Raw genomic sequence first — 25,890 nt, forward strand, 5'->3', positions numbered from 1 at the left:
AGCCCCTCGTCTCCCAATCTGCTGCAAAGATGGGCAGCGACTCGGCTTTGATCTTTCGTGGTGGCGCGGGCCGTCCGGCTAGCGTGGGCCCGTGCGTACCGTGGAACTGGTCTGCTCGCCCGGCTTGGAGGTCGCGGTCCGGGCGGTCTGGGATCGTCTGGCGGCCGCCGGGTTGCCCAGCCTGGCCCGCAACATCCATCCGACCAACCGGCCGCACCTGACCCTCGCCGCGGTGGACGAGTTTCCGCTCGGGGTCGAGCGCCGTCTGGCCGAGCTGTTCGACGCCGCGCTGCCGGTGCCGGTGACGCTCGACCGGGTCGTCGTCCTCGACGGCAGTGCCCCGCTGGTCTGGCTGGTGCGATCCACGCCGGCGTTGACCGCGCTGCACACCGCCGTCTGGGACGTCCTCGCCTCCGCTGACGGGCACCGCGCGTGGCACGCGCCGGGTGCGTGGGTGCCGCACCTGAGCCTGGCGCTGCGGTTTCGTAACGCGGATCTGCGGCTGGCCCGGGCCGTCGCTGGTGGGCAGCGGCCGACGGGCGCGTTCGTCGCGGCTCGCAGCTACGACGGCACGGATCGAACAGTGACCACCCTCGGATAGCGCCTGCGCGCCGCTCCGGCCGGGCAGGCTTCGCGCAACTACCGCGGTGCGGGGTTGACCGCGACGATCGGATAACGCTCCGAGAGATCCACCCGTTCTGATCTATTGCCGGGACGTTCCACGTAGTTAAATGGCCGGTAACTTGTGGCGCACGCCACAGTGAGCCCCCGGGAGCGCCGGCCATGCTGCAGGTGCGCAACCTCGAGGTCGTCTACGACGACGTGATGCTGGTCCTGCGCGGCCTGAGCATCACCGTCCCGCCGGGTGGGATCGTCGCGCTGCTCGGCGCGAACGGTGCCGGCAAGACCACCCTGCTGCGGGCGATCACCGGCCTGCTCGACATCCACCACGGCGCGGTGGTCCTGGGTGAGGTCACCCTGGACGGTGAGCCGCTGCACCGGCTGCGCCCCGCCGCGATCGTCCGCCGAGGCGTCGGCCAGGTGATGGAGGGCCGGCGGATCTTCGGCGAGCTGACCGTCGAGGAGAACCTGCGCCTCGGCGGACACACCGACCCGCGCCGCATCCCGGCCCGGCTGGACGAGGTGTTCACGCTCTTTCCCGTGCTGGCCGAGCGTCGGCGCCGGGCCGCCGGCTACCTCTCCGGCGGCGAGCAGCAGATGCTGGCCATGGGCCGGGCGCTGATGGCCGGGCCGCGCTACCTGCTGCTCGACGAGCCCAGCCTCGGGCTGGCCCCGCGGATGGTCGAGCAGGTCCGCGAGCTGATCGTCCGGATCAACGAGGCCGGCACGGCCGTGCTGCTGGTCGAGCAGAACGCCGCCATGGCGCTCTCCGTCGCCGCGCACGGCTACGTGCTGGAGACCGGGCGGGTGGTGCTGGACAAGCCGGCCGCCCAACTGCTCGCCGACGACGACGTGCGGGAGTTCTACCTCGGTCTGCACGCTGGCGCAGATGCCGGGCGGCGATCGTTTCGCGACGTGAAGCACTACCGGCGACGGAAGCGGTGGTTGTCGTGACGGATGACGTGATCCTGCGTTTCACCGACGTCCAGCTCAGCTTCGCCGGCGTCAGGGCGGTGGACGGGGTGAGCTTCACCGTCGGCCGTGGGGAGCTGTTCGCCGTGATCGGGCCCAACGGCGCCGGCAAGACGTCCGTGTTCAACGTCCTCTCCGGGGTCTACCGGCCGCAGGCCGGCCGCGTCGTCTTCGACGGCGTCGACCTGATCGGCCGGCGACCACACGAGATCGCCGCCCTCGGGCTGGCCCGCACGTTCCAGAACGTCGAGCTGTTCGCCAACCTCACCGTCCTGGAGAACCTGCTGCTCGGCCGACACCACCACCTGCGCTATGGCACCCTCGCCGCGATCGCCTGGTGGGGCCGGGCCCGGCGGGCCGAGCTGGCCGCCCGCGCCGCCGTGGAGGAGATCGTCGAGTTCCTGGAGCTGGAGCAGTGGCGCCGGATGCCGGTCGGGTTGCTGCCGTACGGGGTGCAGAAGCGCGTCGAGATGGGCCGCGCCCTGGCCATGGAACCGAAACTGCTGCTGCTCGACGAGCCGGTCGGTGGGATGAACCTCGAGGAGACCGAGGACATGGCCCGCTACATCCTCGACGTCCGCGAGGAGTTGGGCATCCCGATCGTGCTGGTCGAGCACGACATGGGCCTCGTGATGGACCTCGCCGACCGGGTGCTGGTGGTCGATTTCGGTCAACCGGTGGCCACCGGCACACCGGCCGAGATCCAGACCCACCCCGACGTCCTGCGGGCGTACCTGGGGGAGGTGAGCCGGGCGTGACGGCCACCACGATCGCCACCCGGGTACGCGACCACGCCCGCGACACCCCGCGCCGGGTCGCGCTGCGGGAGAAGATCCGCGGCGTCTGGCAGGAGGTGACCTGGGAGTCCTCCTGGGACACCGTGCGGACCGTGGCGCACGGGCTGCTGGCGTTGGGTGTCGCACCGGGGGAACGGGTCGCCGTCCTGGCCGACAACCGACGGGAGTGGCTCTGGACCGACGTGGCGACCGTGGCGGTGCGCGCGGTCACCGTGGGCCTCTACCCGACCAGCCCGGCCGGCGACGTGGGTTACCTGCTGGCCCACAGCGGCGCCCGCGTGCTGATCGCCGAGGACCAGGAGCAGGTCGACAAGGCGCTCGCCGTGCTCGCCGACTGCCCCGCCCTGATCACCGTCGTCTACCTCGAACCACGCGGCGTGCGGGGCCGCTACCGGCACCCGGCACTGCTGGACTGGGACACCTTCCTCGCCCGGGGTGCCGCCCACCGCGCCGCGCACCCGGACGCGCTGCCCACGCTGATGGCCGCCGCCACCGGCGACGACCTGGCCACGCTGGTCTACACGTCCGGCACCACCGGTCGGCCCAAGGGCGCCATGCTGACGGTGGCCAACGTGGACTTCGCCCTGCGTACCGCCACCGCCGGAGTCGGCCTGGCCGATCCGCCGCCGGGCCCGGACGACCTGGTGCTGTCGTACCTGCCGCTGTGTCATGTCGCCGAGCGGGTCTTCACCACCTGGTGCACGGCCGGCGGTGGGGTGCAGGTCAACTTCGCCGAGTCGATCGCCACCGTGCCGGCGAACCTGCGCGAGGTGCAGCCGACGCTGCTGTTCGGGGTGCCGCGGATCTGGGAGAAGATCCTCGCCACCGTCACCATCCGGGTGGCCGCCGCGTCCCCGGTGAAGCGGGCCGTCACCCGGTTCTGGCTGCGCGTCTCCGACCGCATCGGCGCCCGCCTGGTCGCGACCGGCGGCCGGCACACCCTCTCGACACGACTGGCGTACGCCGTCGGCTGGGTGTTCTGCTACCGGGCGCTGCGCGAGCGGATCGGCGTCCGCCGGGTCCGCTACGCGGCGTCCGGGGCGGCGCCGATCGCCCCGGAGGTGCTGCGGTTCTTCATGGGCATCGGGGTGCCGATGCACGAGGTGTACGGCATGACGGAGAACTCGGCGATCGCCACCGGCAATCGTCCCGGCCGGGTGAAGCTCGGCACCGTGGGTGAGCCGCAGGACGGCGTCGAGCTGCGCATCGACGAGGCGACCGGGGAGATCCTCACCCGACATCCCGGGGTCTTCGCCGGCTACCTGGACGACCCGGCCGCCACCGCCGAGGTGCTCACCGCCGACGGGTGGCTGCGCAGCGGCGACATCGGCGAGTGGGTGGACGGCACGCACGTGCGGATCACCGGCCGGGCGAAGGACATCATGATCACGGCCGGTGGCAAGAACATCGGCCCGGCGGCGATCGAGAACGAGCTCAAGACGTCTCCGTACGTCAAGGAGGCCATCCTGATCGGCGACCGCCGCCCCCACCTGGCCGCGCTGATCGGCATCGAGGTGGACACGGTGGGGCAGTGGGCGCTGCGGCGGCGGTTGGCCTACACCACCTACCGCGACCTCAGCGCGAAGCCGGAGGTGGTGGCCCTGATCCGGTCGGTGGTGGACGAGGTCAACGGCCGGCACCCGCCGGTGGAGCAGGTCCGGCGCTTCCGGCTGCTGCCCCGCGAGTTGGACGAGGACGACGGGGAGCTGACCGCCACCCAGAAGGTCCGCCGGGAGGCTGTCACCACCCGCTTCGCCGACCTGGTCGACGAGCTGTACGTACCCGGCGGTGACCGGTGAGCGAGCTGATCGAGAGCCTGCTGCGCGGGCTCGGCACCGGCAGCGTCTACGCCCTGCTGGCGCTCGGCTTCGTCATCATCTACAAGGCCACCCGGGTGATCAGTTTCGCCCAGCCGGCGTTCATGCTGGCCGGCGTCGTCGGGGTCACCTACCTCAGCCCGGCGATCGGTTTCTGGGCCGCGGTGCCGGCCGCCGCCCTGCTCACCGGGCTGCTCGCGCTCGGCGTGGAACGCGCGGCGGTGCGCCCGATGGTCGGCCGGCCGGCGTTCGTCGTCGCCATCATCACCCTCGGCGTGGACGTCGCCGTCCGGGTGGTGGTCAACGCGTTCATCGGGTTGGACGTACGCCACGTCGGCGACCCGTGGGGGCTGCGGACACTCGCGCTCGGCCCGGTCGAGGTGCAGCAACGCCACCTCGCCGCGCTGCTCGCCACCGCGTTGCTGGTGGCCGGGCTGTTCGCGTTCTTCCGGTTCAGCCGCACCGGGCTGGCCATGCGGGCCGCCGCGCTCGACCAGGAGGCGGCGTTGGCCAACGGGGTCTCCGTCGGTGGGGTCTTCGCGGTCAGCTGGGCGCTCGCGGGCGGGCTCGCCGCGGTCGCCGGCACCTTCGCCGCCGCCGGTGGCAGCGTCGACGGCGCACTGTGGCTGATCGCGCTCACCGCTCTGCCGGTGATCATCCTGGGCGGGTTGGACTCGCTGCCCGGCGCGGTCGTCGGCGGGCTCGCCGTGGGTGTCCTGCAGGAACTCACCGCCACGTACGCCAACGACATCGGCTGGCTGGGCGGCAACGTGTCGGTGATCACCCCGTACCTGCTGATGCTGGTCGTGCTGCTGGTCCGCCCGTACGGGCTGTTCGGCACCCGGGAGGTGGAACGGGTTTGAGGAACCGGCCGTTGTTGCGCACCTCGTACGCGCAGGACCTGGCGCTGCTGGACACCCCGGCCAAACGGGCGTGGACGTCGGTGCTGCTGGTGCTGGCCGTCGCGCTGCCCTTCCTGCTCGCCGACGACCTGCTGCAACTGCTCGCGGTCGGTTGTGTGGCGGCGATCGGCGCGATCGGGTTGGGCCTGGTCACCGGGTACGCCGGGCAGGTCTCGCTGGGGCACGCGTTCTTCCTGGGCGTCGGCGCGTACACCGCGGCGGTACTCAGCGGCGACCCGGACGGGCGGGTACTCGGCTTCGGTGTCACCGACATCGCCCTGTGGCTGCCGGCCGCCGGCGCGGTCGCCGCGCTCGCCGGCGTGCTGGTCGCGCCGCTGGCCACCCGGCTGCGGGGGCTCTACCTGGCCATCGTCACCCTCGGCCTGGTCTTCATCGGCCAGCACATCTTCAACGAGTGGTCGGCGGTGACCGGCGGCGCCGGTGTCGGCCGACCGGCGGCCACCCTGGAGTTCCTCGGCCACCCCCTCGCCGTCACCGACGCGGTCGCCACCCGCGACCAGAAGCTGTACTGGCTGATGCTGGGTCTGCTGCTGGTGTTCGCCCTGGCCGCCCGCAACCTGGCCCGGTCCCGGGTCGGGCGGGCCTTCACCGCGATCCGCGACCGGGACATCGCCGCCGGGGTGATCGGGGTGAACCTGGTCCGCTACAAGACGATCGCGTTCGCGGTCTCGTCGGCGTACGCCGGCTGCGCCGGAGCGTTGCTGTACACCATCACCGGATTCTTCGACCCGGGCACGTTCAGCCTGCTGCTGTCGGTGCAGTACATCGCCATGGTGCTGATCGGCGGCGCGGGCACCATCTCCGGCGCCATCGCCGGGGCGTTCTTCATCACCCTGCTGCCCCGGCTCACCCGGGAGGTGCAGGCGTGGGTGCCGTTCATCAGCACCCAGCCGAACGAGGTGCCGAACGTCTTCCAGGTGGAGACGGTCCTCTACGGCGTACTCATCATCGTCTTCCTCATCTTCGAGCCGCGCGGGCTGTTCGGCATCTGGGTCCGCGTCCGCGGCTACTGGAAGGCGTGGCCGTTCTCCTACTGACCCGATGCGAGGAAGCCATGAGAAGACACCGGACCTCCGCCGCCGTGCTGGCCGCCGTCCTGCTGGCCGGCGCGCTGACCGGGTGTCGCGGTGGCGACGCCACCACCGACGCCTCCGGGCTGAAGACCGACGTGGGGGTCACCGCCGAGCCGTGCCCCGAGGCGGTCGACAAGAACAAGGGCTGCATCTACCTGGGGATCATCTCCGACCTCACCGAGGGCCCGTTCCGGGCCCTGGCCGTGCCGATCACCGACGCGCAGAAGGCGTTCTGGAAGCGGGTGAACGCGGCCGGCGGCATCGGCGACCACGAAATTGACGTGACCCGGTACGTGCGGGACAACAAGTACAACCCGCAGACCCACAACCAGGTGTACCAGGAGATCAAACCGAACGTGCTGGCGCTGGCGCAGAGCCTGGGCTCGCCGACGACCGGCGCGATCCTGGCCGACATGAAGGCCAACAACGTGATCGCCGCCCCAGCCGCCTGGACCTCCGGCTACGCCTTCGAGGACGTCATCGTCGAGTCCGGCGCCAACTACTGCATCGAGTCGATGAACGCGCTGGACTACGCCAAGGAGGCGTACGCCCCGAAGTCGGTCATGGCCGTGCACCTGGCCGGTGACTACGGCGACGACGCGGCGGCGGGCGCGAAGCTCGGCGCGCAGGCCCTCGGGCTCAGCTTCAACGCGGTGAAGACCGACTCGGGCGCGGACAAACAGGCCGGCGCGATCCAGGCCATCCTGGCCGGCAAGCCGGACGTGGTGGTGCTGACCATGGGCCCCGCCGACGCGGCCACCATCGTCGGGCAGGCCGCGGCGCGCGGTTTCGCCGGCCGGTTCATCGGCACCAGCCCCACCTGGAACCCGGCGCTGTTGCAGAGCCCGGCCGCCCCGGCGCTGCTCGCCCGCTACGAGCAGACCGCCCCGTGGAACACCTGGAGCAGCGACACCCCGGGGCACCGGGCGCTACGCGACGCGCTGCTGGGGGTGACCCCGAACGACGGCTACACCTCCGGCTGGGTCTGGTCGTACCCGATGAAGGCCGCGCTGACCAAGGCCGTCGCCGACGGTGACCTGACCCGTGCGGGGCTGCTCAAGGCCGTCACGTCGCTGAGCTCGGTGGACTACGAGGGCATGTTGCCGGCCAGCGCGGGCAACTACGCGGCCGGCCCGAACGACGGGGCGCTGCGGGTCACCTCGGTGTACAAGCCGGACCAGGCGTCCCCGACCGGCGTCAGCCAGGTCCGCGACCTGTTCACCGGCCCGACCGCGCAGGCCTACACCCTGGATCGCCCTTGCTACGAGAAGCTCTGACCGTCGGGCGGGCCGCTCGCCCCGATCGGGACGGCCCGGATGCCACGCATCCGGGCCGTCCAGGTTCACACCCGCGTCAGCGGTAGAAGCGCAGGTAGTCGAACTCGGCGGTGACCGGCGGTTCGGCGCCGCCGTGCGCGACCAGCCCGATCCGGGGAGTGGTGTCGGCCGGGAAGGTCCACACCGCACCCCACGTCCAGCTCCGCCCGTCCCGGCTGGAGCCGGCCCGGAGCTCGTGCTCCCCGGTGGCCGGGTCGACGTGGTGCGCCAGCCGCAGCCAGGTGGTGGTGGCCGGGGTGCCGACGATGCTGCCGCCGTACACCGGCTGGCCGGCGAAGGGCAGCTCGTAGCCGTACTCGACCTGCCGGGTGTTCCAGATCGCCACCTGGGCCAGCCGGGCGAACCGGTCGTCGTCCACGTAGGCGACAAGCCCGGCCTGCTGGTAGTTGCGGACCGTCTCCTCGCCCACGTCGAGTGTCACCTTCGTCTCGATGACGTAGTCGCCGCGCGGGGCGTCGCGCAGCAGCACACCCGCCGTGTTGCCGGTGCCGGTCAGGTCGGCGCCCTGCACCGGCCAGCGCAGCGCGCCGCCGGCGACGGTGGCCGCCGGGTCCTCGCGTACCCACCGCCAGTCGTCGTCCAGCCCGTCGCCGAACTCGTCGGAGTACGCCGGCAGTGGCGCGCCGACCCGTGGCTCGGGCACCGCCCGCTTCGCCGGCTGGTACAGCCGGGCGACGCTGACGTTGTCGAACTCGGCCCGCCCGCCGGTGGCGGTCAGCCCGGGTCGACCCGCGACCGGGCGATCCAGCCGCAGCGACACCACGGCGAGCTGGTCACCGAGGCGGGCGGGGCTCAACTCGGCGATGAGCTGCTGCCCGCGTACCTCGATGGCCAGGTTGTGTGGGTCGGTCAGGTCGAGCCCGGCGGGCAGCGGCGTGCTGGCCTGGCGGCGGCCGTCGCTGGCGACGAGGCGGCCGCCGACCGCGTCCACCCGGACCTCGACCCGGCCGGAGAGGGTGAGCCCGGCGCCGGCCGCGCCGGTCAGCCGCAGGTCGGCCTCCGCGCGCACGTCGCCGCCGACGGTGGTACGGCTGGTCAGCACGCCGCTGCCGGCGAGCCGACCGTCGGTGACCCGCCACTCGCCGGCCTCGCGTCGCCAGTCGGCCAGCCCGGCGGTGTCGAACCTCTCGTTCACCCGACCGGTCGTGACCGGTGCCGGTCGGGCGCTCTCGGACGGGCCGGCGCCCGCGTTCACCGTCGGCCAGCCGTCGATCCAGTCCAGCCGGTCCAGCAGCATCGGGCGTTCGTTGATGCCGAACGGCTCGTCGAGGTACGGGTCGGCGCGGTCGATCGCGTGGTAGACGATCCAGTCCTGGCCGGACAGGTCGGTGAGGAAGCCGTTGTGCCCGGTGCCGATCCACCGGTTGCCGTTCTGGGTGAGCACCGGCGTGCCACCGGCCCGGGACGCGGTCAGTGCGACGCCGTCGCGGTCGGTGAACGGGCCGCGTGGGCTGCGCGCGCGTCCGACCTGGACGGAGTAGCCGGTGGCCGGGCCGGCGCAGCAGTTCGCGGTGGAGGCGAACAGGTAGTACCAGCCGTCGTGGCGCAGCACGTAGCTGCCCTCGAACCTGTTGTCGATCGCCACCTGCGTCGGTGTGCCCACGGCGTTCAGCCCGTCCGAGCTGAGTTCGGTGACCGAGATGCCGCCGTAGTAGCTGCCGTAGTAGAGGTAGCCGCGGCCGTCGACGTCGGTGAACTGGCTGGGGTCGATGGTCCACAGGTAGCCGCCGCCACCGCCGGGGCGGGGGGCGACGACCGGATCGGCGGCGAAGGTCCACGGCCCGGTCGGGGTGGGGGCGGTGGCCGCGCCGATGGCGTAGTCGCTGCCCTCGGTGGAGACGGTGGTGTCGGTGACCGTCACGTACATCACCCACCGGTCGCCGACGCGGCGCACGTCAGGTGCCCAGAACGCCGCACCGGAGGCCGCGTACGGCGGGCGCTGGTCGGGGCCGAACGCGTCCCCGACGTACGTCCAGTCGACCAGGTCGGCCGAGCGGGCGGTGGGCACGCGGTGGAACTGGTGCTCGCCCGCACGCAGCGGGTCGGTGGTGCCGTAGGCGTACCAAAAGCCGTCCTCGCCGCGGACGATGACCGGGTCGGCGAACGTGTCGCCCACGTTCACCGAGATCGGGTTGCGGTAGCGGGACGGGCCGTCGGAGCCGGCGGCGGGTAGGGGCGCGGTCGTGGCCAGGATCAGACCGAGCGCGGCGGCGAGCGCGCCGCCGCGGCGAAGGTGTCGCATGTGGACCTGCCTCGGGGGAGTGGGCGGTGTGCCCTCCGTTCCTACAACGTTAGATACAACGTTGTAAAGGGCTCGCACCTGCCGTATGGGACGGCACCGGCGGCGGACCCGACGGTCGGAGCGCCGACGGTCGGGGCGATGATGGGGCCATGAGTGCTGGCACCGAGGGGCGGGGAATGGCCGAGCTGGCCGCTCTGCTGGCCGACGGCACCCGGGCCGGCATCTGCGTCGCGCTGCTCGACGGGCGGGCGTGGACCGCCGGTGAGCTGGCCCGCCGTGCCGGTGTCGCCCAGTCGACGGCCAGCGACCACCTCACCCGCCTGGTCCGGGGTGGGCTGCTGGTCGAGGAACGGCAGGGCCGGCACCGCTACCTGCGGCTGGCCGGGCCGTCGGTGGCCCAGCTGATCGAGCACCTGGCCGGACATGCCCCGACCCCATCCGCGCCGACCGGCTCGCTGCGCGCGGCGACCACCACCGCCGCCCTGGCGTACGCCCGGACCTGCTACGACCACCTGGCGGGGCGGCTCGGCGTGCTGATGTACGACGCGCTGCTGGCCGACGGACGGTTGGACCGGTCCAGCGGGTTGGCGTTGACCGCGGACGGGTGGGCGTGGGCGACCGAACTGGGCGTACCGGTGTACCTGCTGCGCACCGGTCGACGCCCGGTGGTCCGGGACTGCCTGGACTGGACCGAGCGCCGCCCGCACCTGGCCGGAGCACTCGGCGCGGCGCTCTGCCGCCGGTTCACCGATCTGGGCTGGATCAGCCAGGGCGCCGGCCGCGCCATCCGTCTCACCCCCACCGGCCGCGTCGCCCTCGCCGAAACCCTGGATGTCCCCGACAACACCCTCGCCCCCGCCCCTTCCCCGGCACCCACCAGCGGCCGAGCCTGACGCGGCAGCAGCAGTCGGCGGCACCGCATCCTGGATCGAGCACGATCTCGGTGACGTGGCGGCATTGTTCGGTGGGCGGCGAAGGGTTCGGGTTCTACGGTCGGGCGGTGACTGACACGTGGCCTGGCATCGCTCCCGCTCCGGGAACACCGCAATGCGCGCCGCCCTCGTTCGAACCGGGGCGCGGTTGGTGGATCACGAGGCACGCCGACGTGCGGGCGGCGCTGACCAACCCGGCCTTCCAGGTGCCGGCCGTCGACGGCGGTCCACCCGGCACGCTTGCCTGGCTGCGCGCCTCGGTCAGCCGGTTCAGTCCGCCGCAGCGCCACGCCGAGCGCCGGGCGATGGTGGTGACCGCGCTGGCCGCGCTCGACCCGGACGACCTGCGGCGCGAGGCTGCCCGGCTGACCGTCGACGTTCTCGACCGCGCCGAGGACCGTGTCGACGTGATGCGTGAACTGGCCCGGCCGGTGCCACTGCGGGCGCTGGCCGATCGCCTCGGTCTCGCTGACCCGGCAGCCGCCGCGTCGGCGGTCGCCGTCGTCGCCGCGGCGTACCACCCGGGGGTGGACCCGGCGCTGACCGCGCGGGCCGACCGGGCGGTGGCGGCGCTGCTGGCGCTCGCACCGGAGGGCCCACCGGAGGTACCGGCCAACCTCATCGGTCTGCTGGTCCAGACGTGCGACGCGACCGCCGGCCTGATCGGCGCCGCAGCACAGCACCTGCTGCCCCCGACCGCCCCGCGCGCGCCGGTCGCTGTGGGGACCGCCGCCCTGCTGGCCGAGGTGCTGCGCCTCGACCCGCCGGTGCGAGCCACCCGACGGGTCACCGTCGACGCGGTACGACTGGGCGGGCGGAACCTGCCGGCAGGCAGCCCGGTGCTGCTGCGCTTCGACGCGGCCAACCGTGACCCACGGGCGTTCGCCGAACCGGGGACGTTCCGGCCCGGCCGGTCCGGTGCCGGTCTGCTCACCTTCGGGGCGGGGGAGCGCGGCTGCCCCGGCGACCGGCACGCCCTGGCGCTGGCCACCGGGGTGCTCGATGTGCTGCTCGACCGCTGCCGGCGCACCTCGACCCCGCTGCGCCACGAGCCGCACCCGACCCTGCGCGTTCCGACCAACCTGGAGGTGAGCGTCCGATGACCGACCGTCGTGCGGAGTTCCGCGCCCTGCACCACAGCGGCCGACCCCTGCTGCTGCCGAACGCCTGGGATCACGCCTCGGCGGCGGTGCTCGCCGCGCGTGGCCATCCGGCGATCGGGACCACCAGCCTCGGGGTCGCCGCGAGCGCCGGCCTTCCCGACGGCGCGGCGGCCACCGCCGCGGAGACCCTGGCCCTGGCTCGTCGGCTCGCCCAGCTGCCGGTGCTGGTCAGCGTCGACATCGAAGCCGGGTTCAGCGATGATCCGGCGGTGGTCGCCGGGTACGTGGCGGAGCTGGCCGGGCTCGGTGTGGTCGGGATCAACCTGGAGGACGGGTGCCCGGACGGCACCCTCGCCGAGCCGGAATGCACCGCCGACAAGGTCGCGGCGGTGAAGGCGGCGGTACCGGACCTGTTCGTCAACGCGCGTACCGACGCGTGGTGGCTCGGGGTGGCCGACCCGCTGCCGGAGGCTCTCGCCCGTGCCCGTGCCTACCGGGCGGCCGGCGCCGACGGGATCTTCGTACCGGGCACCGTCGACCTGGCCGCGCTACGGATGCTCACCGAACGTCTCGACGCGCCGGTGAACGCGCTGTACCAGCCGGGCGGGCCGGGGCTGACCGAGTTGGGTCGGGTCGGGGTCGCCCGGGTCAGCACCGGCTCCCTGCTGTTCCGGGCCGCGCTGGGCGCCGCGGTCGCCGCCGCCGACGCCGTCCGCGCCGGCAGGCCCACCGTGCCGGCGGGGCTGCCGTCGTACGCCGAGGTGCAGCACCTGGTGCCGGTCGGCGACTGACGGTGCCGTCCGGCGCTCGACCGTGGGTGATGCGCTGGCCGGCCACGCCGGTGGGTGGTCGTCGCGCTCCCTTCGGGGGGAGATAGGAGGAATGTTCGGTCCGTTCCGGTCCCGATGATTACGGTGTGTTTCAGGGCGAACACCCAGTGTCGTGACCGGAGAAAGGGACCCGTCATGCGAGTGCCCAGCCGTGGCCCGGGACAGCAGCCCCGTCCGCCCGTGTCGCCCACCGCCCCGGCTCGACGTCGGCCCTCCGGCACCACGCCTCGCCGCCTGCCCACCCCCGCGCCGGATCTCGCCGCCTACCGCAACGCGGTCGCCGAGCTGCTGGTCGAGGTCGGTGCCCTGGCTGACGCGGCCAGCACCCGGGCCCGGCAGGTCCTCATCGACGAGCGGTTGCGCGAGCCAGCGCTCGCCGCGGTGCTCGACGCCACCCCGCAGGGGCTGATCGGCGCGCGCGAGACACTGCTGCTGGAGATGGCCCGCTACCAGCCGAACGAGCGAACGTCGGCGCGGGACCTCACCGCGCTGGTCCGGATCTACCTGCTCTCCCGCATCGACGTGCTCTGGTGGCAGGACGCCCCGACCTTCGTCACCGACGACCAGGTCAACGGCAGCGCCGACCTGGTCGACCTGGAATGGCTGCGCCGCCGCGACCTGCTGCGCTTCCGCTACCAGGAGCAGCCCGCCACCATGCTGGGCCGGGCCGCGCGGGGTCTGCGTCGCCGGCTGCGGCCGGACGCCACTCCGCGCACCGCCGGGCTGCTGTTCCGCCGCGCCCGACGCGAGGTGGTGGCACTGCTCAACGACATCGGGCGCGAGTTCACCGCTGCCGCGCCGTCGGCCACCCCGCCGCTGTGGGTGACCAGCCTGGTCCGCAGCACCGAGCACCAGTACCGGCTGCGCCGACTGGGCTACGCCGCGATGCTGCCCAGCGGGCACTGCCTCGGCTACTCGGTCGACGTCGAGCTGGCCTGGTTCGAGCGCTTCGGCGCGCGGGACACCCTGGCGGAGCTGCTGCTGGCCCGGCAGGAGGCCGGGGAGCTGAACGTGATCGACGAGGGGCAGGCCTGGCACCTGTGTCTCGCGCCCACCGCCCGGCGTCGCCTGCGCCGGGCGTACGAGGTCGAGATGGGGGTCTGAACCGGTGTGTGGCATCGCGTTGAGCATCGGCCCCGAGGCCGACCCGGCGACCTTCCGGCGGATGCTCGCCGTCCTGGCCCCCCGTGGCGAGGTGACCGAGACCCGGTCCGAGAGCGGACTGCTCGCCGGCACCCGCCGGCTGCGGGTCGTCGACCGGGACCGGGCGGTGCAGCCGTGGACCTCGACCGACGAACGCTGGCTGCTCTGCTTCAACGGCGAGATCTTCAACTACCGGGAGTTACGGGCGCAGCTGACCCGCCTGGGGCAGGCGTTCCGGACCGAGAGTGACACCGAGGTGCTGCTCGCCGCGTTCCAGCAGTGGGGCGAGGCGGCGGTGACCCGGCTACGCGGCGAGTACGCCTTCGCCGTCGTCGAGCGGGCCACCGGCCGGGCGTACCTGGCCCGCGACCCGCTCGGGGTCAAGCCGCTGTACTGGTCCCGCCGGCCCGGCTGCCTGCACCTCGCCTCCGAGGTCAAGGCGCTCGTCGGCCACGGCGCCCCGATCGCCGAGGTGCCGCCCGGGCACCACGGCTGGGCCGAGGCGGACGGACACGTGCGACTGAGCCCGTACGTCGACCTCCTCACCATCGGCGAGAGCCTGCCGGTCATCGACGACCCGGACGAGGCGGCGCTGCTCGTCCGAGCCGCGCTGAGCGACGCGATCCGGATGCGGGTGGAGACCGACCTGACCGTCGGGGTGGTGCTCTCCGGCGGGTTGGACAGCTCGTTGACCCTGCGGCAGGTGCGGGACATCCACCCCGACTGCGTCGCGGTGACGGTCGGCGTGGCGGACAGCCCCGACGTGACGTACGCCCGGCGGCTCGCCGCCGACCTCGACGTGCCGCACGTGGTGGTCGAGCTGCGCCCGCGCGACATCCGGCTCGCCGACGTACGCGAGGCGATCCGGATCTCCGAGCTGACCGAGTACGGCGACATCATCAACGCGGTCGTCTCGGTGCCGATCTTCCGGCGGCTGCGGGACCTGGGCATCAAGGTGGTGCTCACCGGCGACGGCTCCGACGAGCTGTTCGGCGGGTACCCGATGTATCACCAGGTCGGCCCGGCCGCCGCCCGTCGACTGTTCCTGCACCGGATCCGCAACCTGTGCCGTACGGAGTTGCAGCGGGTCGACCGGACCGCGATGGGGCACGGGGTGGAGGCGCGGTTGCCGTTTCTCGACCTCAGCGTGGTGGAGCTGGCAATGCGGCTGCCACTGGATCTGAAGCTGCGCCACGGGCAGGAGAAGTGGATCGTCCGGCGGGCGTTCGTCGACGTGCTGCCCGACTACATCCTGCGCCGCGCGAAGAACCCGATGTCGTACTCGTCGGGGCTGCACGAGCGGGTCCGGCTGTACAAGCCGCTCTTCGCCCGGCTGCACCGCTCGTTCGGCTACGACCTGCAGGAGCCGGTGCGCCGGGACTTCGACACCGTGCTGAGCCGCTGCGGCAACGACCTGGACCGGGCCATCGCCGACGGGCTGACCCGGCCCGACTACACGGTTCTGGAGCATGCCCGCGACCTGGTCGGTGCGGCGAAGTGGAACGCGGCGCCGATGGTCCGCAGGCTGGTCGGCCCCCGTCCGCCCCGCCGGTCGACGGTCGGCTGACCCGGTTGCCGGCGCGCCGGTGGCGCTGGCGGTCCGGACGCGGGACCCCGCACCGGGACGGTCCGGTCGTGCGCCCAGCGCCACGTCCGATCGCCGCCAGCATCCACGTCGTCGCCGGGCCAGGCTGGACGCATGACGATCAGCACCGCCTTCCGCGTCCGGGCCCTGCCCGCCACGACGCTCGACACCGTCCGCCGCACCGGCCGGGACTCCGCCGGTCGACCCGTCGAGGCGCTTCCGGCGGGGGGCGGGGAACCGCTGCGCTGCTGCCTGCGCGACGCCGAGGCGGGGGAGTCGCTGCTGCTCTTCGGCTATGCCGCCGCCGGTCGCCGCCGGCCCGTACCGGGAGGTCGGCCCGGTCTTCGCGCACGCCGTCGCCTGCCCCGGCCCGACGTCGGCAATGTTCGCCGTCGAGCGGGCCGCCCGGCCCGGTGGGCAACCGTCGAGCGGTCCCATAGCGTCCATCGGGTATGCGCAGGATCCTGCCGGCCGTCACGACGGCCCTGCTGCTCGTGGCGTGAGCGCCGTTACCAGCTGTCGATGAGCTGACGGCGAACTCTGGTCCGACCACGGCCGGGCCCGGCCCCCGGAGATCGGGGACCGGGCCCGGCTTCGTGCTCGGGTGCCTACCAGCCCAGGTAGCTGGGTTGGGTCTGCACGTTGAGTTCCTTGTATTGGGTCAGCTTGGCCGTCCAGGTACGCGGGTCGTTCAGCTCCAGGACGTCCAGGCCCTTCACCATGTCGTTGGAGTAGATGTGGCCGTTGTAGTAATACGCGGACCAGGTGCCACCGCCGACGAACGTGTCGGCCGAGAGCGGACCGCGCTCCCAGAAGGCGATCTCCTTCGGGTGGGCCGAGTCGGTGAAGTCCCAGACCGAGATGCCGCCCTGGTACCACGCCTGCACCATGATGTCCCGACCGAGCACCGGAATCAGCGAGCCGTTGTGCGCCACGCAGTTCTCCGTGTCGGCGTTGACCCGGGGGATCTTGTAGTAGCTACGGAAGTTCATCGTCCGAGCGTCACCACGGCCGGTGATGTCGTAGATGGCGTCCGCGCCCCGGTTCGGTCCGATGGCCTCGTTGCAGGTCGCGGCCCCGCCGCCACCCAGCTCATCGGTGAAGATCACCTTGGTGCCGGAGTTGTTGAAGGTGGCCGAGTGCCAGAACGCGAAGTTGACCGTGTCCCGGACCCGGCTGATGACCCGGGGCGCTTCCCGGTTCTTGATGTCGAGCAGGATGCCGTCACCCATGCACGCGCCAGCGGCCAGGTCCTTGGCCGGGTAGACGGTGATGTCGTGGCAGCCGGTGGTCGCCGATCCGGTCCCACTGCCCGGGAAACCGCCGTCCGGGAAGAGGTTCGGGGCTGCGATCACCGCGGCGTCGGTCGGCTTCTTCACCGGCACCTTGATGATGGAGATGGAGTCGTGCGGCGGCTGGCAGTCCGGGAATTCGGCCCGCGGGCTGTACGACGAGACGTACAGGTAGACGGCCTTGCGGTCCTTACCCGGCACCAGGGTGTGGGTGTGCGAGCCACAGGCCGTCTCGACGGACTTGATGTACCGCGGGTTGGCCTTGTCCTTGATGTCGAAGACCTTGATGCCCTCCCAGGACCCCTTCACGTCCGCCCCCTGCGCGGTGCTGTTGCAGGAGTCGTCGCTGCGCGACGAGTCGGTGGAGAGGAAGAGCAGGTCACCGTGGACGGAGATGTCGTTCTGCGACCCCGGGCAGAGCACCCGGGCCTTGACCGTCGGCGCGCTCGGTCGCGAGATGTCGTAGATGACGAAACCGTTGTAGTTGCCGGCGAAGGCGTACTTGCCCTGGAAGGCGATGTCGCTGTTGGTCGCGTCCAGTGGGGCGACCTTGGGCACGTTGGCGATCTGGCGCAGGTTGGGACTGCTCACGATCTCGTCGACACCGGGGATGGTGTTGGTGGCGGCGGCGGCCGGGGCCGACTGTGGTGTCACCTGGGCGTTGCTCGCCGGGGCGACGAGAGCGCTGGCGACGAGGAGGCCGGTCGTGGCGACCGCCACGATACGGATTTGTCGTAACCGTGGCATGTGGAGTCTGATCATCGGCGAGGCCCTTCGCAAGGGGGAGACGATGGTCGACACGTTACAGTCCGACGAAGAAGGTCGATGTGACCTGGCTCACATCGAAGTGCCTTCTTCAATGGATAACATCGCGATGACCTCGACCCCAGGGAGTGGCCCATGACCGACCGGCGTGCACGAACCCTGGCGATCGTCACACTGGCGCTCGTGCTGCCGTTGGTGGCCTTCATCGTGCTCCGCTCCGGGGACGACACCGGAACGGGCGCCGCGCTGCCGGCCTCGGCGCCCGCCACCTCGGCGCCCGCCGCGACGCCGACGGCCAGTCCCGTGCCCACCGACCTGACCGTCATCGCGCCCGGCCGGCCGGGTGAGTCGGCGGCCACCCGCGCGGCCCACGAGGTCCGCGATGCCGGCCCGGCGCCGCACAACTCGCTGGACGTCGAGTTCGTGCGGATGATGATCCCGCACCACGCGCAGGCCCTGGCGATGGCGGAGCTCGCCCCCGACCGGGCCGCCGACCCCGACATCCGCGCCCTCGCCGAGCGCATCCGAGCCAGCCAGGGGCCGGAGATGGGCATGATGCGTGGCTGGCTCCAGACCCGTGGTCTTCCGGCGGAGGTCCAGGGGCACGACCACGGCACCATGCGCGGCATGCAGTCACCCGAGGCGATGCGGCAGCTCGCCGCGACCCGTGGCGCGGACTTCGACCGGCTCTTCGTCCGGATGATGACCGAGCACCACGAAGGCGCCATCGCGTTGGCCACCAACCTGCTCACGGTCGGTTCCGACCTGACGCTCAACGAGTTCGCCAACTCGGTCGCCACCGAGCAGACCGTCGAGATCGGCCGCATGCGCGAGGTCCTCGACCACTGAGCCAGGCCTCCGGGCACGTACGCTGGGTGACCGTGAGACGCACGATGTTCGGTCGCCCGCTGCGCGGCGTCGCCTTCGACGTGGCCGTCTCCGTTCTGGTGGCGCTCGTCGGCCTGGCCGGGTCGGTGAACCAGCCGGGCGGGTGGGCGGCGACGCTGGTCGGCGCGGGGATGGCCGTGGCGCTGCTGTTCCGACGCACCCACCCGAGCGCGGTGACCGTGGCCGTCGCGGCGCTCGCCCTGGTCCAGGTGATCGCCGGGTGGGGCCCCCTCCTCTACGACATCGCCGTCCTGATCGCGCTCTACAGCGTGGTGAAGTACGGCGAACGGCTGCGCGACGGTGTGCTCGCCGGCGGGGTCGCCGCCGTCGGCGTGCTGCTGGCCGCCGTACAGACCCCCACCGTCATCCGGTGGTGGGTGACCGCGCTGTGGTACGCGCTGGTCACCGGCGCGGTGTGGTTGGTCGCGCTGAACGTGCGGACCCGCCGGCTCTACGTGCTCAGCCTGGAGGAGCGGGCCGCGACCCTGGAACGTGAGCGGGAGGCCGAGTCGCGGGCGGCGGTCGCCGAGGAGCGCACCCGGATCGCCCGCGAGCTGCACGACGTGGTGGCCCACAGCATGGCCGTGATGATCGTCCAGGCGGACGGCGCCCGGTTCATGCTCGACCGTGATCCCGAGCAGGCCCGCACCGCCGTGCGGGTGGTCGCGGACACCGGCCGGCAGGCACTGGAGGAGATGCGCCGGTTGGTCGGCGTCCTGCGCGACGCCGGCCCGTCCGTCGCGGACGGGGCCGATGGGATCGTGGTGGCCGCCGACCCGGAGCACCGGCGGTTGGCCCTGGCCGAGTTGCCCGACCTGCTGGCCCGGTTCGACGACGCCGGGCTGCGCATCCACAGCACCGTCACCGGTGAACCGCCGGCCCTGCCCCCGGGGTTGGAGTTGACCGTCTACCGGGTGGTGCAGGAGGCCCTGACCAACGCGCTCAAGCACGCCGGCGTCGGTGCCCGCGTCGAGGTCGTCCTGGCGTACACCGCCGAGGCCATCGTGGTTCGGGTCGCCGACGACGGTCGGGGCCGCCCGCTGGTCAGTCCGGCGCCGTCCGGCGGTCACGGTCTGCTCGGCATGCGCGAGCGGGTGACGGTGTACGACGGCAGCCTCACCGCCGGCACCCGACCGGGTGGGGGCTGGCAGGTCGAGGTCCGGTTGCCGCTACCGTCGGAGCCGGCAACGGAGGTGATCGCGGCATGACGGTCCGAGTGGTGATCGTGGACGACCAGGCGCTGGTTCGCGCCGGTTTCCGGATGGTGCTGGACTCCCAGCCCGACCTGGAGGTGGTCGGGGAGGCGATCGACGGCGCGGACGCCCTGCGCGTGCTCGCCCGCACCGAGGCCGACGTCGTCGTCATGGACATCCGGATGCCGACCATGGACGGGGTGGAGGCGACTCGGCGGCTCTGCGCCGACCGCCCCGCGGGCCCGCCCCGGGTGCTGGTGCTGACCACCTTCGACACCGAGGCGGACGCGTTCGCCGCCCTGCAGGCCGGGGCGAGCGGGTTCCTGCTCAAGAACGTCCCACCGGAGGAACTGCTGGCCGCGATCCGGGTGGTGGCCCAGGGCGACTCGGTGGTGGCCCCGTCGATCACCCGGCGGCTGCTGGACCGGTTCGCGGGCCAGTTCGGTGCCGCCCCGAGCGCCGACCCGCGGCTCGCGCAGCTCACCGAACGGGAACGGGAGGTGCTGTTGCTGGTCGCGCAGGGGCTGTCCAACGCGGAGATCGCCGCCCGGGTGCACGTGGCCGAGGCGACGGTGAAGACCCACGTCGGGCGGATCCTGGCGAAACTCCAGCTGCGCGACCGGGTGCAGGCCGTTGTGCTGGCGTACGAGAGCGGGTTGGTCAGGCCCGGCGGATGACGCCGCGTACGACCTGGGTCGTACGGGCTGGCGGGGGCACCGCGACCCGGGACGCACGCAGGTCGAGCGCACAGGTGGAGATCGACAGACCGGCGCGGGCCATAGCGTCGGAGGGGTCCGATCCGCCACCCGCACCGGGAGCCCCGCATGATCCGCCTGACCCTGCGCTCGCTGCGTGCCGAGGCGCTGCGCATGCTCCTCTCCGCGCTGGCCGTCGTGCTCGGCGTCGCGTTCGTCGCCGGCACCATGATCTTCGTCGACGGGATGCGCGCCGGGGCGTACGAGCGGGCCGGCACCTTCGACCGACACACCGACCTGGGGGTCTACTCGGTCGGCCGCGAGTCGTTGCCCCCGACCCTGGTCGACCAGGTGCGTGCGGTCGACGGGGTGGCGGCCGCGGCCGGTGAGCTGACCAACACCGCCGGGATCGTCGGTGCCGACGGTCGGCCGGTGCTCGGCTACACCGTGCTCGTCGCCATCCCCACCGAGGACGCCCTGCGCTCGTACGACGTGGTCGCCGGCCGGTTGCCCGACCGTGCCGGGGAGGTGGTGCTCGACGCGCCCACGGCGGCCGAGGAGGGCTTCGCCCTCGGCGCCGCGGTCCGCATCGGCGGCACCGGCGAAGCGGCCCGCCCGTACACCCTGGTCGGCACCGTCGACGTGGCTGGCACCGCTCGTGACGTCGGCGGCCCGTTCGTCGGCCTGGTCGGTCCGGACGCGTTGGCGCTCACCGGCGAGCGAGGCTATGGCCGGATCATGGTGGCGGCCCGGCCCGGAACCTCCGTCCCGGCGCTGGCCGAACGGGTGCGCGCCGCGGCTGGTGCCGAAGGCACGGTCAAGAGTCGCCAGCAGATCCTCGACGAGGCCGTCGAGGACGCGGTGCGCAACGTGGACCAGTTCCGGATGCTGTTGTTGATCTTCGTGGGGGTCGCCGTGGTGGTGGCCGGCTTCGTGATCGCCAACACCTTCGCGATCGTGCTGGCGCAGCGCACCCGACGGACCGCGCTGCTCCGCCTGATCGGCGCTACCCGGGGGCAGGTCTTCCGGGCCGCGCTGCTGGAGTCGGCGGTTCTGGGGCTGGTCGCCTCCGCGCTCGGGGTGTTGCTCGGGGTGGCCCTCGCCGGCGGGTTGCGGCTGCTGATGTCGCGGCTGGACGTGCTGGTCACCGGTGGGCTGACGGTGAGCGGTTCGACAGTGCTGACCGGCCTGCTGCTGGGCACCGCGCTCACCGTGTGCGCCGCGCTGCTGCCGGCCTGGCGGGGGACGCGGGTCGCCCCGGTGGCCGCGCTCACCGACGCCGCGGTGCAGCCCGGCCGGGGTGCTGGTCGGGTTCGGCTGACCTTCGGAGCGGTGGTGCTGGCCGTCGGTGTCGCCGCGCTGGCCGGCGCCGCCAGCGTCGGTCAGCTGCTGCTGGTGGCGGTCGGCGGCGTGCTGGCCTTCTTCGGCATCGTGCTGTTCGGGCCGGTGCTCGTCCCGGCGCTGGCCCGGGTGTTCGGCTGGCCGGCACGTCGCATCCTCGGGGCGACCGGTGACCTGGCCGTGGCCAACACGGTCCGCAATCCGCGGCGGGTCGCCGCGACAGCCACCGCCTTGGTGATCGGGATCGGGCTGGTGTCGGCGTTCATGGTTGGCGCGCGCAGCACCAAGGACGGCATCGAACGCAGCGTGGACGCCCAGATCGGGACGGACTTCGTGGTGAGCGGAATCGGTCAGGAGCTGCCCGCCGCGCTCGCCGGTGAGCTTACCGCCCGCCCCGAGCTCGGTGTGGTGCACGAGCAGCGCAGCACCGTCGTCGCCGACGTCGAGATCCGTGCGGCCCACCCGGCGCTGGTCGGCCGGACGCTGAGCGGGGTGCTGGCCGGTGACCCCGGTCGGGTCGGGCCGGGGCAGGTGCTGGTGCACCGGGAACTGGCGCAGGCACGCGGCTGGCAGGTCGGCTCCCCGGTGACCGTCCGGGGGCGGTCGTTCCGGGTGGCCGCCGTGGTCACCGACGACACGTCCGGCAACGGTACGCCCGCAGGTCACGTCATCGACATGGCCGACGCGGACTTCGCCGCGCTCTTCCCCGGTCAGCGCGGCCTCCTGGCCGAGATCGACCCCGCCGCCGGGGTGAGCGCCGAGCAGGCCCGGGACGCGATCGAGACGGTGCTGGACCGTTACCCGACGGTGAACCTGATGGACCAGGGTGCGTACAAGAGGTCGCTCACCGGCACGGTGGACATGCTGCTCGCGTTCGTCACCGCGCTGCTCGGCCTGGCCGTGGTGATCGCCCTGGTCGGCGTGGCGAACACGCTGAGCCTGTCGGTGGTCGAGCGGACGAGGGAGAACGCCGTGCTGCGGGCGGTCGGGCTCACCCGAGGGCGGATGCGGGTGGTGCTCGCCGTCGAGGCGGTGCTGATGGCGCTCGTCGGCGCGGTGCTCGGGGTCGGGCTGGGCACCGGCGTCAGCGCCTCCGCGATGGCGCTGCTGACCCGCCTCGGCGGTGACTTCCACGTGGTGCTGCCGCTCGGCCAGCTCGGGCTGGTCCTCGGCGTCGCGGTGCTGGCCGCCCTGCTCGCCTCGGTGGTACCGGCCCGCCGGGCACTGTCCCGTCCGGTCGTCGAGGCGCTCGCCGACCAGTGACGGACGTTGTCGACCGCCCCGGCGACGAGACGGACATCCGCCGGCCGGCCCCACCATCTTCCCCGGCGGTGGGACCGGCCAGCGGTGCCGGGTCTACAGGCGCTCGACCATCGGGCCGACGCACCGGTTGCGGGTGTCGAAGACGTAGCGGGCGTGCCGGACCACGAGGTCGTAGTCGAAGCTGTCGTGGTCGGTGACCACCACCACCGCGTCGGCCGCGCGCACCTCCCGCTCGGTGAGCCCGACCACCGTGACCCCGGCCGGGATCTGGTGCGCCTCGGCGTACGGCTCGACCGCGTGGACCTCGGCACCGAGAGCCTGCAGCCGGCGGGCCACGTCGACCGCGGGGGAGTCCCGCATGTCGCCGGTGTTCTTCTTGTACGCCAGACCGAGCAGCAGCAGTCGGGCGCCGCTGACCGCCCGGCCGTCCCGGTTCAGCCCTGCCATGATCCGCTGCGCGACGTGCTCGGGCATCTCGTGGTTGATGTCGTTGGCCAGCTCGATGAACCGGAACTGCCGGCCGAGGCGGCGCTTGACCTGCCACGACAGGTAGCACGGGTCGATCGGCAGGCAGTGCCCGCCGACGCCGGGGCCGGGCCGGAACGGCAGGAAGCCGAACGGCTTGGTCTCCGCGGCGTCGATCGCCTGCCAGACATCGATGTCCAGGTGGTGCGAGAGCATCGTCAGCTCGTTGATCAGCGCGATGTTGACCTGGCGGAAGGTGTTCTCGATCAGCTTGGTCAGCTCGGCGACGCGGGTGGAGTCCACCGGCACGGTGCGTTCCACGAGGCGCTGGTAGAACCCGTCCACCCGGGCCAGCGACACCGGGTCCACACCGGAGACCACCTTCGGGGTGTTCTCCAGCCGCCATGTCGGGTTGCCCGGGTCGATCCGCTCCGGGCTGTAGCCGAGGTGGAAGTCGCCGGGACTGGTCAGCCCGCTGGCCGACTCCAGTAACGGGCGCAGCAACTCCTCGGTGGTGCCGGGGTACGTGGTCGATTCCAGGATCACCGTGCAGCCCGGGCGTACGTACGGGCCGATGCTGACGCCGGCCTGTTCGACGAAACTCAGGTCGGGGGTGCCGTCGCGCAGCGGGGTCGGCACGGTGATGACGCAGATGTCAAAGCCCTCGGCATCGGTGTACTCCGTGCTGGGGAGGTAACGCCCGCTACCCAACGCCCGGCCCAGCCGGTCGGTCGGGATGTCCTCGACGAACGACTCGCCGATGGCGAGACGCTTCACCCGGTCGGCGTCGACGTCGAGACCGACCACGTCCAGCCCCGCTTCGACGGCACGCATGGCCAGCGGCAGTCCGACGTACCCCTGACCGATCACGACCAGCTTCTCAGCGCTCACCCAGGCTCCCGCAGCAGATGGTGGAAATGGCCTGCTGCGAGACTAGAGGCGTCTTCGGCGCCGTAAGTCCGTTTTGGGGATATCGGTGCTGGTGGGATTGTCCGCCGGCCGACTCAACCGCCCGCTGCCCCGCCCGGAACCGTCGGCGGGCTCTCCGTCGGAGGCGGCGTGGACGGAGGTGGCGGGGTCGTCGGATCACCCGTCGGGGCGCCGGGCGGCGAGGTGGTGACCGTCGGGTCCGGGGTCGCCGTCGGCGTCGGCGGGGTGGTGGTCTGGCTGGGCTGCACGCTCGGCGTGGCGGTGGCCGAGGCCGACGTGGAGTTCTCGGGGGCGCGCGGCCGGTCGGGCCGGCCTGGGGCGACGGTGGCGATCTGCTCGTTCGCCGCCGGCAGGTCCAGCTGGCGGGTCGGCGCCACCGTCGGCGAGGTGGTCGGCAGATTGACCGCCGGATCCTCGCTGGCATTGCGCGCCGCGCCCAGCGCCGCGCCGAGCCCGACCAACGCGACCAGCACAGCCGCCGCCGCGCCGACCAGCGGGCCCCGACGTCGCAGCCGCCGAGGCTGTGCCACCGCCGCGCCGGCCGGCGCGTCCGCGCGGGTGCCCGGGCCCGCGTCACGCAGCGGGACCGGTGTTGCCATCGCCGTCGGCGGCTCGCCGCCGGTGACCGCGGTCCGGGCGGCCTCGGCCATCGCCGCACCGCTGCTGAACCGTTCGAGCGGATCCTTGGCCAGGGCGCGGGACACCAGGGCGCGGACCGCCTCGGGGATGTCGTGCGGCAGCTCCGGCGGCTCGTCGTCCAGGTGTCGGACGGCGACCTGGAGTGGGTTGTCACCGGTGAACGGCGGGCTGCCGGTGAGGCAGCAGTACGTGACCGCGCCCAGGGCGTAGATGTCGGTGGCACCGCTGACCGGGCGGCCGGCGGCCTGCTCCGGTGCCATGTAGAGGGCTGTGCCCGGCACCGCGTTGGTGCTGGTGATGCTGGTGATGTCGGTGGAACGGGCCACGCCGAAGTCCACCAGGACGACCGTGCCGTCCTCGTGCACCAGCAGGTTGCTGGGCTTGACGTCGCGGTGCACGATGCCGCCGCGGTGCGCCGCGTTCAGTGCTGCGGCCGCCTGCGCCACGATCGACATCGTCTCGGCCACGTCGAGCCGGCCGGCCGTCTCGATGCGCTTCGACAACGGCTCGCCGCCGACGAACTCCATGACGAGGTAGTCCGCCCGACCGCCGTCGGGCAGGTCGTCCGCGCCGCAGTCGAAGACCTGCACGATGCCGGGATGCCGCAGCGCCGCCATGATCCGGGCCTCGGCCCGGAACCGAGCGATGAAGTCGGGGTCGGAGACCAGTGCGGGCAGCAGAACCTTGACCGCTACCTGCCGGCCGAGGATCAGGTCGGAGGCACGCCAGACGTCGCCCATACCGCCGGTGGCGACACGTTCGTCCAAGCGGTAACGACCGCTGAGCACGACCTCCGATGACAACACCGCATTACCGTACCCAGAGCGCCGCATCGCGGCGCGCCGCGGCTGGTCGTCCGGGCGGCCGGTACGGGATGGCCCATCCGGCCTGACCTCTGTGGATGCTGCTTCTTCTGTGACAATGCCGCCACGCCACGTGACGAAATCCGACATATTTCGACGTGCGGATGCGTGCTGCCGCCAACCGACCGCCTTGGGACGCGGTTGGCGTCCCCAGGCTGCGGGCCGTCACGGCGACGCGCCG

21 protein-coding genes are annotated in these 25,890 nt (G+C 72.7%); 17 read left to right on the forward strand and 4 right to left on the reverse strand.

Annotated elements, in window-relative coordinates:
• Positions 1-91 precede the first annotated feature (91 nt).
• The 7 genes from ACQEUX_RS07300 (at position 92) to ACQEUX_RS07330 (ending at position 7,480) form a co-directional block, all read left to right on the forward strand.
• Positions 92-601 (forward strand): 2'-5' RNA ligase family protein, encoded by a 510-nt coding sequence (locus ACQEUX_RS07300; protein ID WP_433043115.1) that lies wholly within the window; start codon positions 92-94, stop codon positions 599-601.
• A gap of 182 nt (positions 602-783) precedes the next feature.
• Complete coding sequence (locus tag ACQEUX_RS07305) at positions 784-1,575, forward strand: ABC transporter ATP-binding protein (RefSeq protein WP_433043118.1); 792 nt, start codon at positions 784-786, stop codon at positions 1,573-1,575.
• Positions 1,572-2,351: an ABC transporter ATP-binding protein gene (locus tag ACQEUX_RS07310; RefSeq protein WP_433043121.1), complete on the forward strand. Its 780-nt coding sequence runs from the start codon at positions 1,572-1,574 to the stop codon at positions 2,349-2,351. Before ACQEUX_RS07305 ends, ACQEUX_RS07310 begins: the two co-directional genes overlap by 4 nt.
• Complete coding sequence (locus tag ACQEUX_RS07315; protein WP_433043124.1) at positions 2,348-4,189, forward strand: AMP-dependent synthetase/ligase; 1,842 nt, start codon at positions 2,348-2,350, stop codon at positions 4,187-4,189. The genes ACQEUX_RS07310 and ACQEUX_RS07315 overlap by 4 nt, the downstream gene beginning before the upstream one ends.
• Positions 4,186-5,070, forward strand: coding sequence for a branched-chain amino acid ABC transporter permease (locus tag ACQEUX_RS07320; RefSeq protein WP_433043127.1), 885 nt, complete (start codon positions 4,186-4,188; stop codon positions 5,068-5,070). Before ACQEUX_RS07315 ends, ACQEUX_RS07320 begins: the two co-directional genes overlap by 4 nt.
• An 11-nt stretch (positions 5,071-5,081) precedes the next feature.
• A complete protein-coding gene (locus ACQEUX_RS07325) occupies positions 5,082-6,167 on the forward strand; it encodes a branched-chain amino acid ABC transporter permease (protein ID WP_433043130.1) in 1,086 nt (361 codons plus the stop codon).
• 17 nt (positions 6,168-6,184) lie between these two features.
• Entirely contained in the window at positions 6,185-7,480 is a 1,296-nt protein-coding gene (locus ACQEUX_RS07330; protein WP_433043133.1) for an ABC transporter substrate-binding protein, read from the forward strand.
• A 76-nt stretch (positions 7,481-7,556) separates the two neighbouring features.
• Here ACQEUX_RS07330 and ACQEUX_RS07335 read toward each other — a convergent pair whose 3' ends face one another.
• Positions 7,557-9,782, reverse strand: a complete 2,226-nt coding sequence (locus tag ACQEUX_RS07335) for a family 43 glycosylhydrolase (protein WP_433043136.1) — start codon at positions 9,780-9,782, stop codon at positions 7,557-7,559.
• Positions 9,783-9,931: 149 nt separating this feature from the next.
• On the opposite strand from ACQEUX_RS07335, the gene ACQEUX_RS07340 reads away from it, so the two are divergent.
• From ACQEUX_RS07340 to ACQEUX_RS07365, 6 genes are all read left to right on the forward strand, one after another.
• Complete coding sequence (locus tag ACQEUX_RS07340; protein ID WP_433043139.1) at positions 9,932-10,675, forward strand: ArsR/SmtB family transcription factor; 744 nt, start codon at positions 9,932-9,934, stop codon at positions 10,673-10,675.
• Positions 10,676-10,782: 107 nt separating this feature from the next.
• The gene (locus ACQEUX_RS07345) at positions 10,783-11,817 is read left to right on the forward strand and encodes a cytochrome P450 (RefSeq protein ID WP_433043142.1); all 1,035 of its coding nucleotides are present in this window, start codon (positions 10,783-10,785) and stop codon (positions 11,815-11,817) included.
• Entirely contained in the window at positions 11,814-12,608 is a 795-nt protein-coding gene (locus ACQEUX_RS07350) for an isocitrate lyase/PEP mutase family protein (protein WP_433043145.1), read from the forward strand. Before ACQEUX_RS07345 ends, ACQEUX_RS07350 begins: the two co-directional genes overlap by 4 nt.
• Positions 12,609-12,782: 174 nt before the next feature.
• Positions 12,783-13,751, forward strand: coding sequence for a DUF5715 family protein (locus ACQEUX_RS07355; protein WP_433043148.1), 969 nt, complete (start codon positions 12,783-12,785; stop codon positions 13,749-13,751).
• Positions 13,752-13,755: 4 nt separating this feature from the next.
• Complete coding sequence (locus ACQEUX_RS07360; RefSeq protein WP_433043151.1) at positions 13,756-15,357, forward strand: asparagine synthetase B family protein; 1,602 nt, start codon at positions 13,756-13,758, stop codon at positions 15,355-15,357.
• Between the two features lie 132 nt (positions 15,358-15,489).
• Positions 15,490-15,906 (forward strand): DUF1203 domain-containing protein, encoded by a 417-nt coding sequence (locus ACQEUX_RS07365; RefSeq protein WP_433043153.1) that lies wholly within the window; start codon positions 15,490-15,492, stop codon positions 15,904-15,906.
• A gap of 77 nt (positions 15,907-15,983) precedes the next feature.
• On the opposite strand, the gene ACQEUX_RS07370 is transcribed toward ACQEUX_RS07365, so the two are convergent.
• Positions 15,984-17,429, reverse strand: coding sequence for an LVIVD repeat-containing protein (locus ACQEUX_RS07370; protein ID WP_433043156.1), 1,446 nt, complete (start codon positions 17,427-17,429; stop codon positions 15,984-15,986).
• A 138-nt stretch (positions 17,430-17,567) separates the two neighbouring features.
• Here ACQEUX_RS07370 and ACQEUX_RS07375 point away from each other — a divergent pair, with 138 nt between their 5' ends.
• The 4 genes from ACQEUX_RS07375 to ACQEUX_RS07390 all read left to right on the forward strand — a co-directional run bounded on the left by ACQEUX_RS07375 (position 17,568) and on the right by ACQEUX_RS07390 (position 22,812).
• The gene (locus ACQEUX_RS07375; protein WP_433043159.1) at positions 17,568-18,281 is read left to right on the forward strand and encodes a DUF305 domain-containing protein; all 714 of its coding nucleotides are present in this window, start codon (positions 17,568-17,570) and stop codon (positions 18,279-18,281) included.
• A gap of 26 nt (positions 18,282-18,307) precedes the next feature.
• Positions 18,308-19,528: a sensor histidine kinase gene (locus ACQEUX_RS07380; protein WP_433043162.1), complete on the forward strand. Its 1,221-nt coding sequence runs from the start codon at positions 18,308-18,310 to the stop codon at positions 19,526-19,528.
• On the forward strand, positions 19,525-20,190 hold the full coding sequence (locus ACQEUX_RS07385; protein WP_433043165.1) for a response regulator: 666 nt from the start codon (positions 19,525-19,527) through the stop codon (positions 20,188-20,190). The genes ACQEUX_RS07380 and ACQEUX_RS07385 overlap by 4 nt, the downstream gene beginning before the upstream one ends.
• Before the next feature lie 147 nt (positions 20,191-20,337).
• Positions 20,338-22,812, forward strand: coding sequence for an ABC transporter permease (locus ACQEUX_RS07390; protein ID WP_433043168.1), 2,475 nt, complete (start codon positions 20,338-20,340; stop codon positions 22,810-22,812).
• 93 nt (positions 22,813-22,905) lie between these two features.
• Here ACQEUX_RS07390 and ACQEUX_RS07395 read toward each other — a convergent pair whose 3' ends face one another.
• Positions 22,906-24,168, reverse strand: a complete 1,263-nt coding sequence (locus tag ACQEUX_RS07395) for a nucleotide sugar dehydrogenase (protein ID WP_433043171.1) — start codon at positions 24,166-24,168, stop codon at positions 22,906-22,908.
• A 113-nt stretch (positions 24,169-24,281) separates the two neighbouring features.
• Positions 24,282-25,652: a serine/threonine-protein kinase gene (locus tag ACQEUX_RS07400; RefSeq protein WP_433043174.1), complete on the reverse strand. Its 1,371-nt coding sequence runs from the start codon at positions 25,650-25,652 to the stop codon at positions 24,282-24,284.
• Between the last annotated feature and the right edge of the window lie 238 nt (positions 25,653-25,890).

The organism is Micromonospora sp. CA-259024, assembly GCF_050936255.1.
Taxonomy (GTDB): Bacteria; Actinomycetota; Actinomycetes; order Mycobacteriales; family Micromonosporaceae; genus Micromonospora.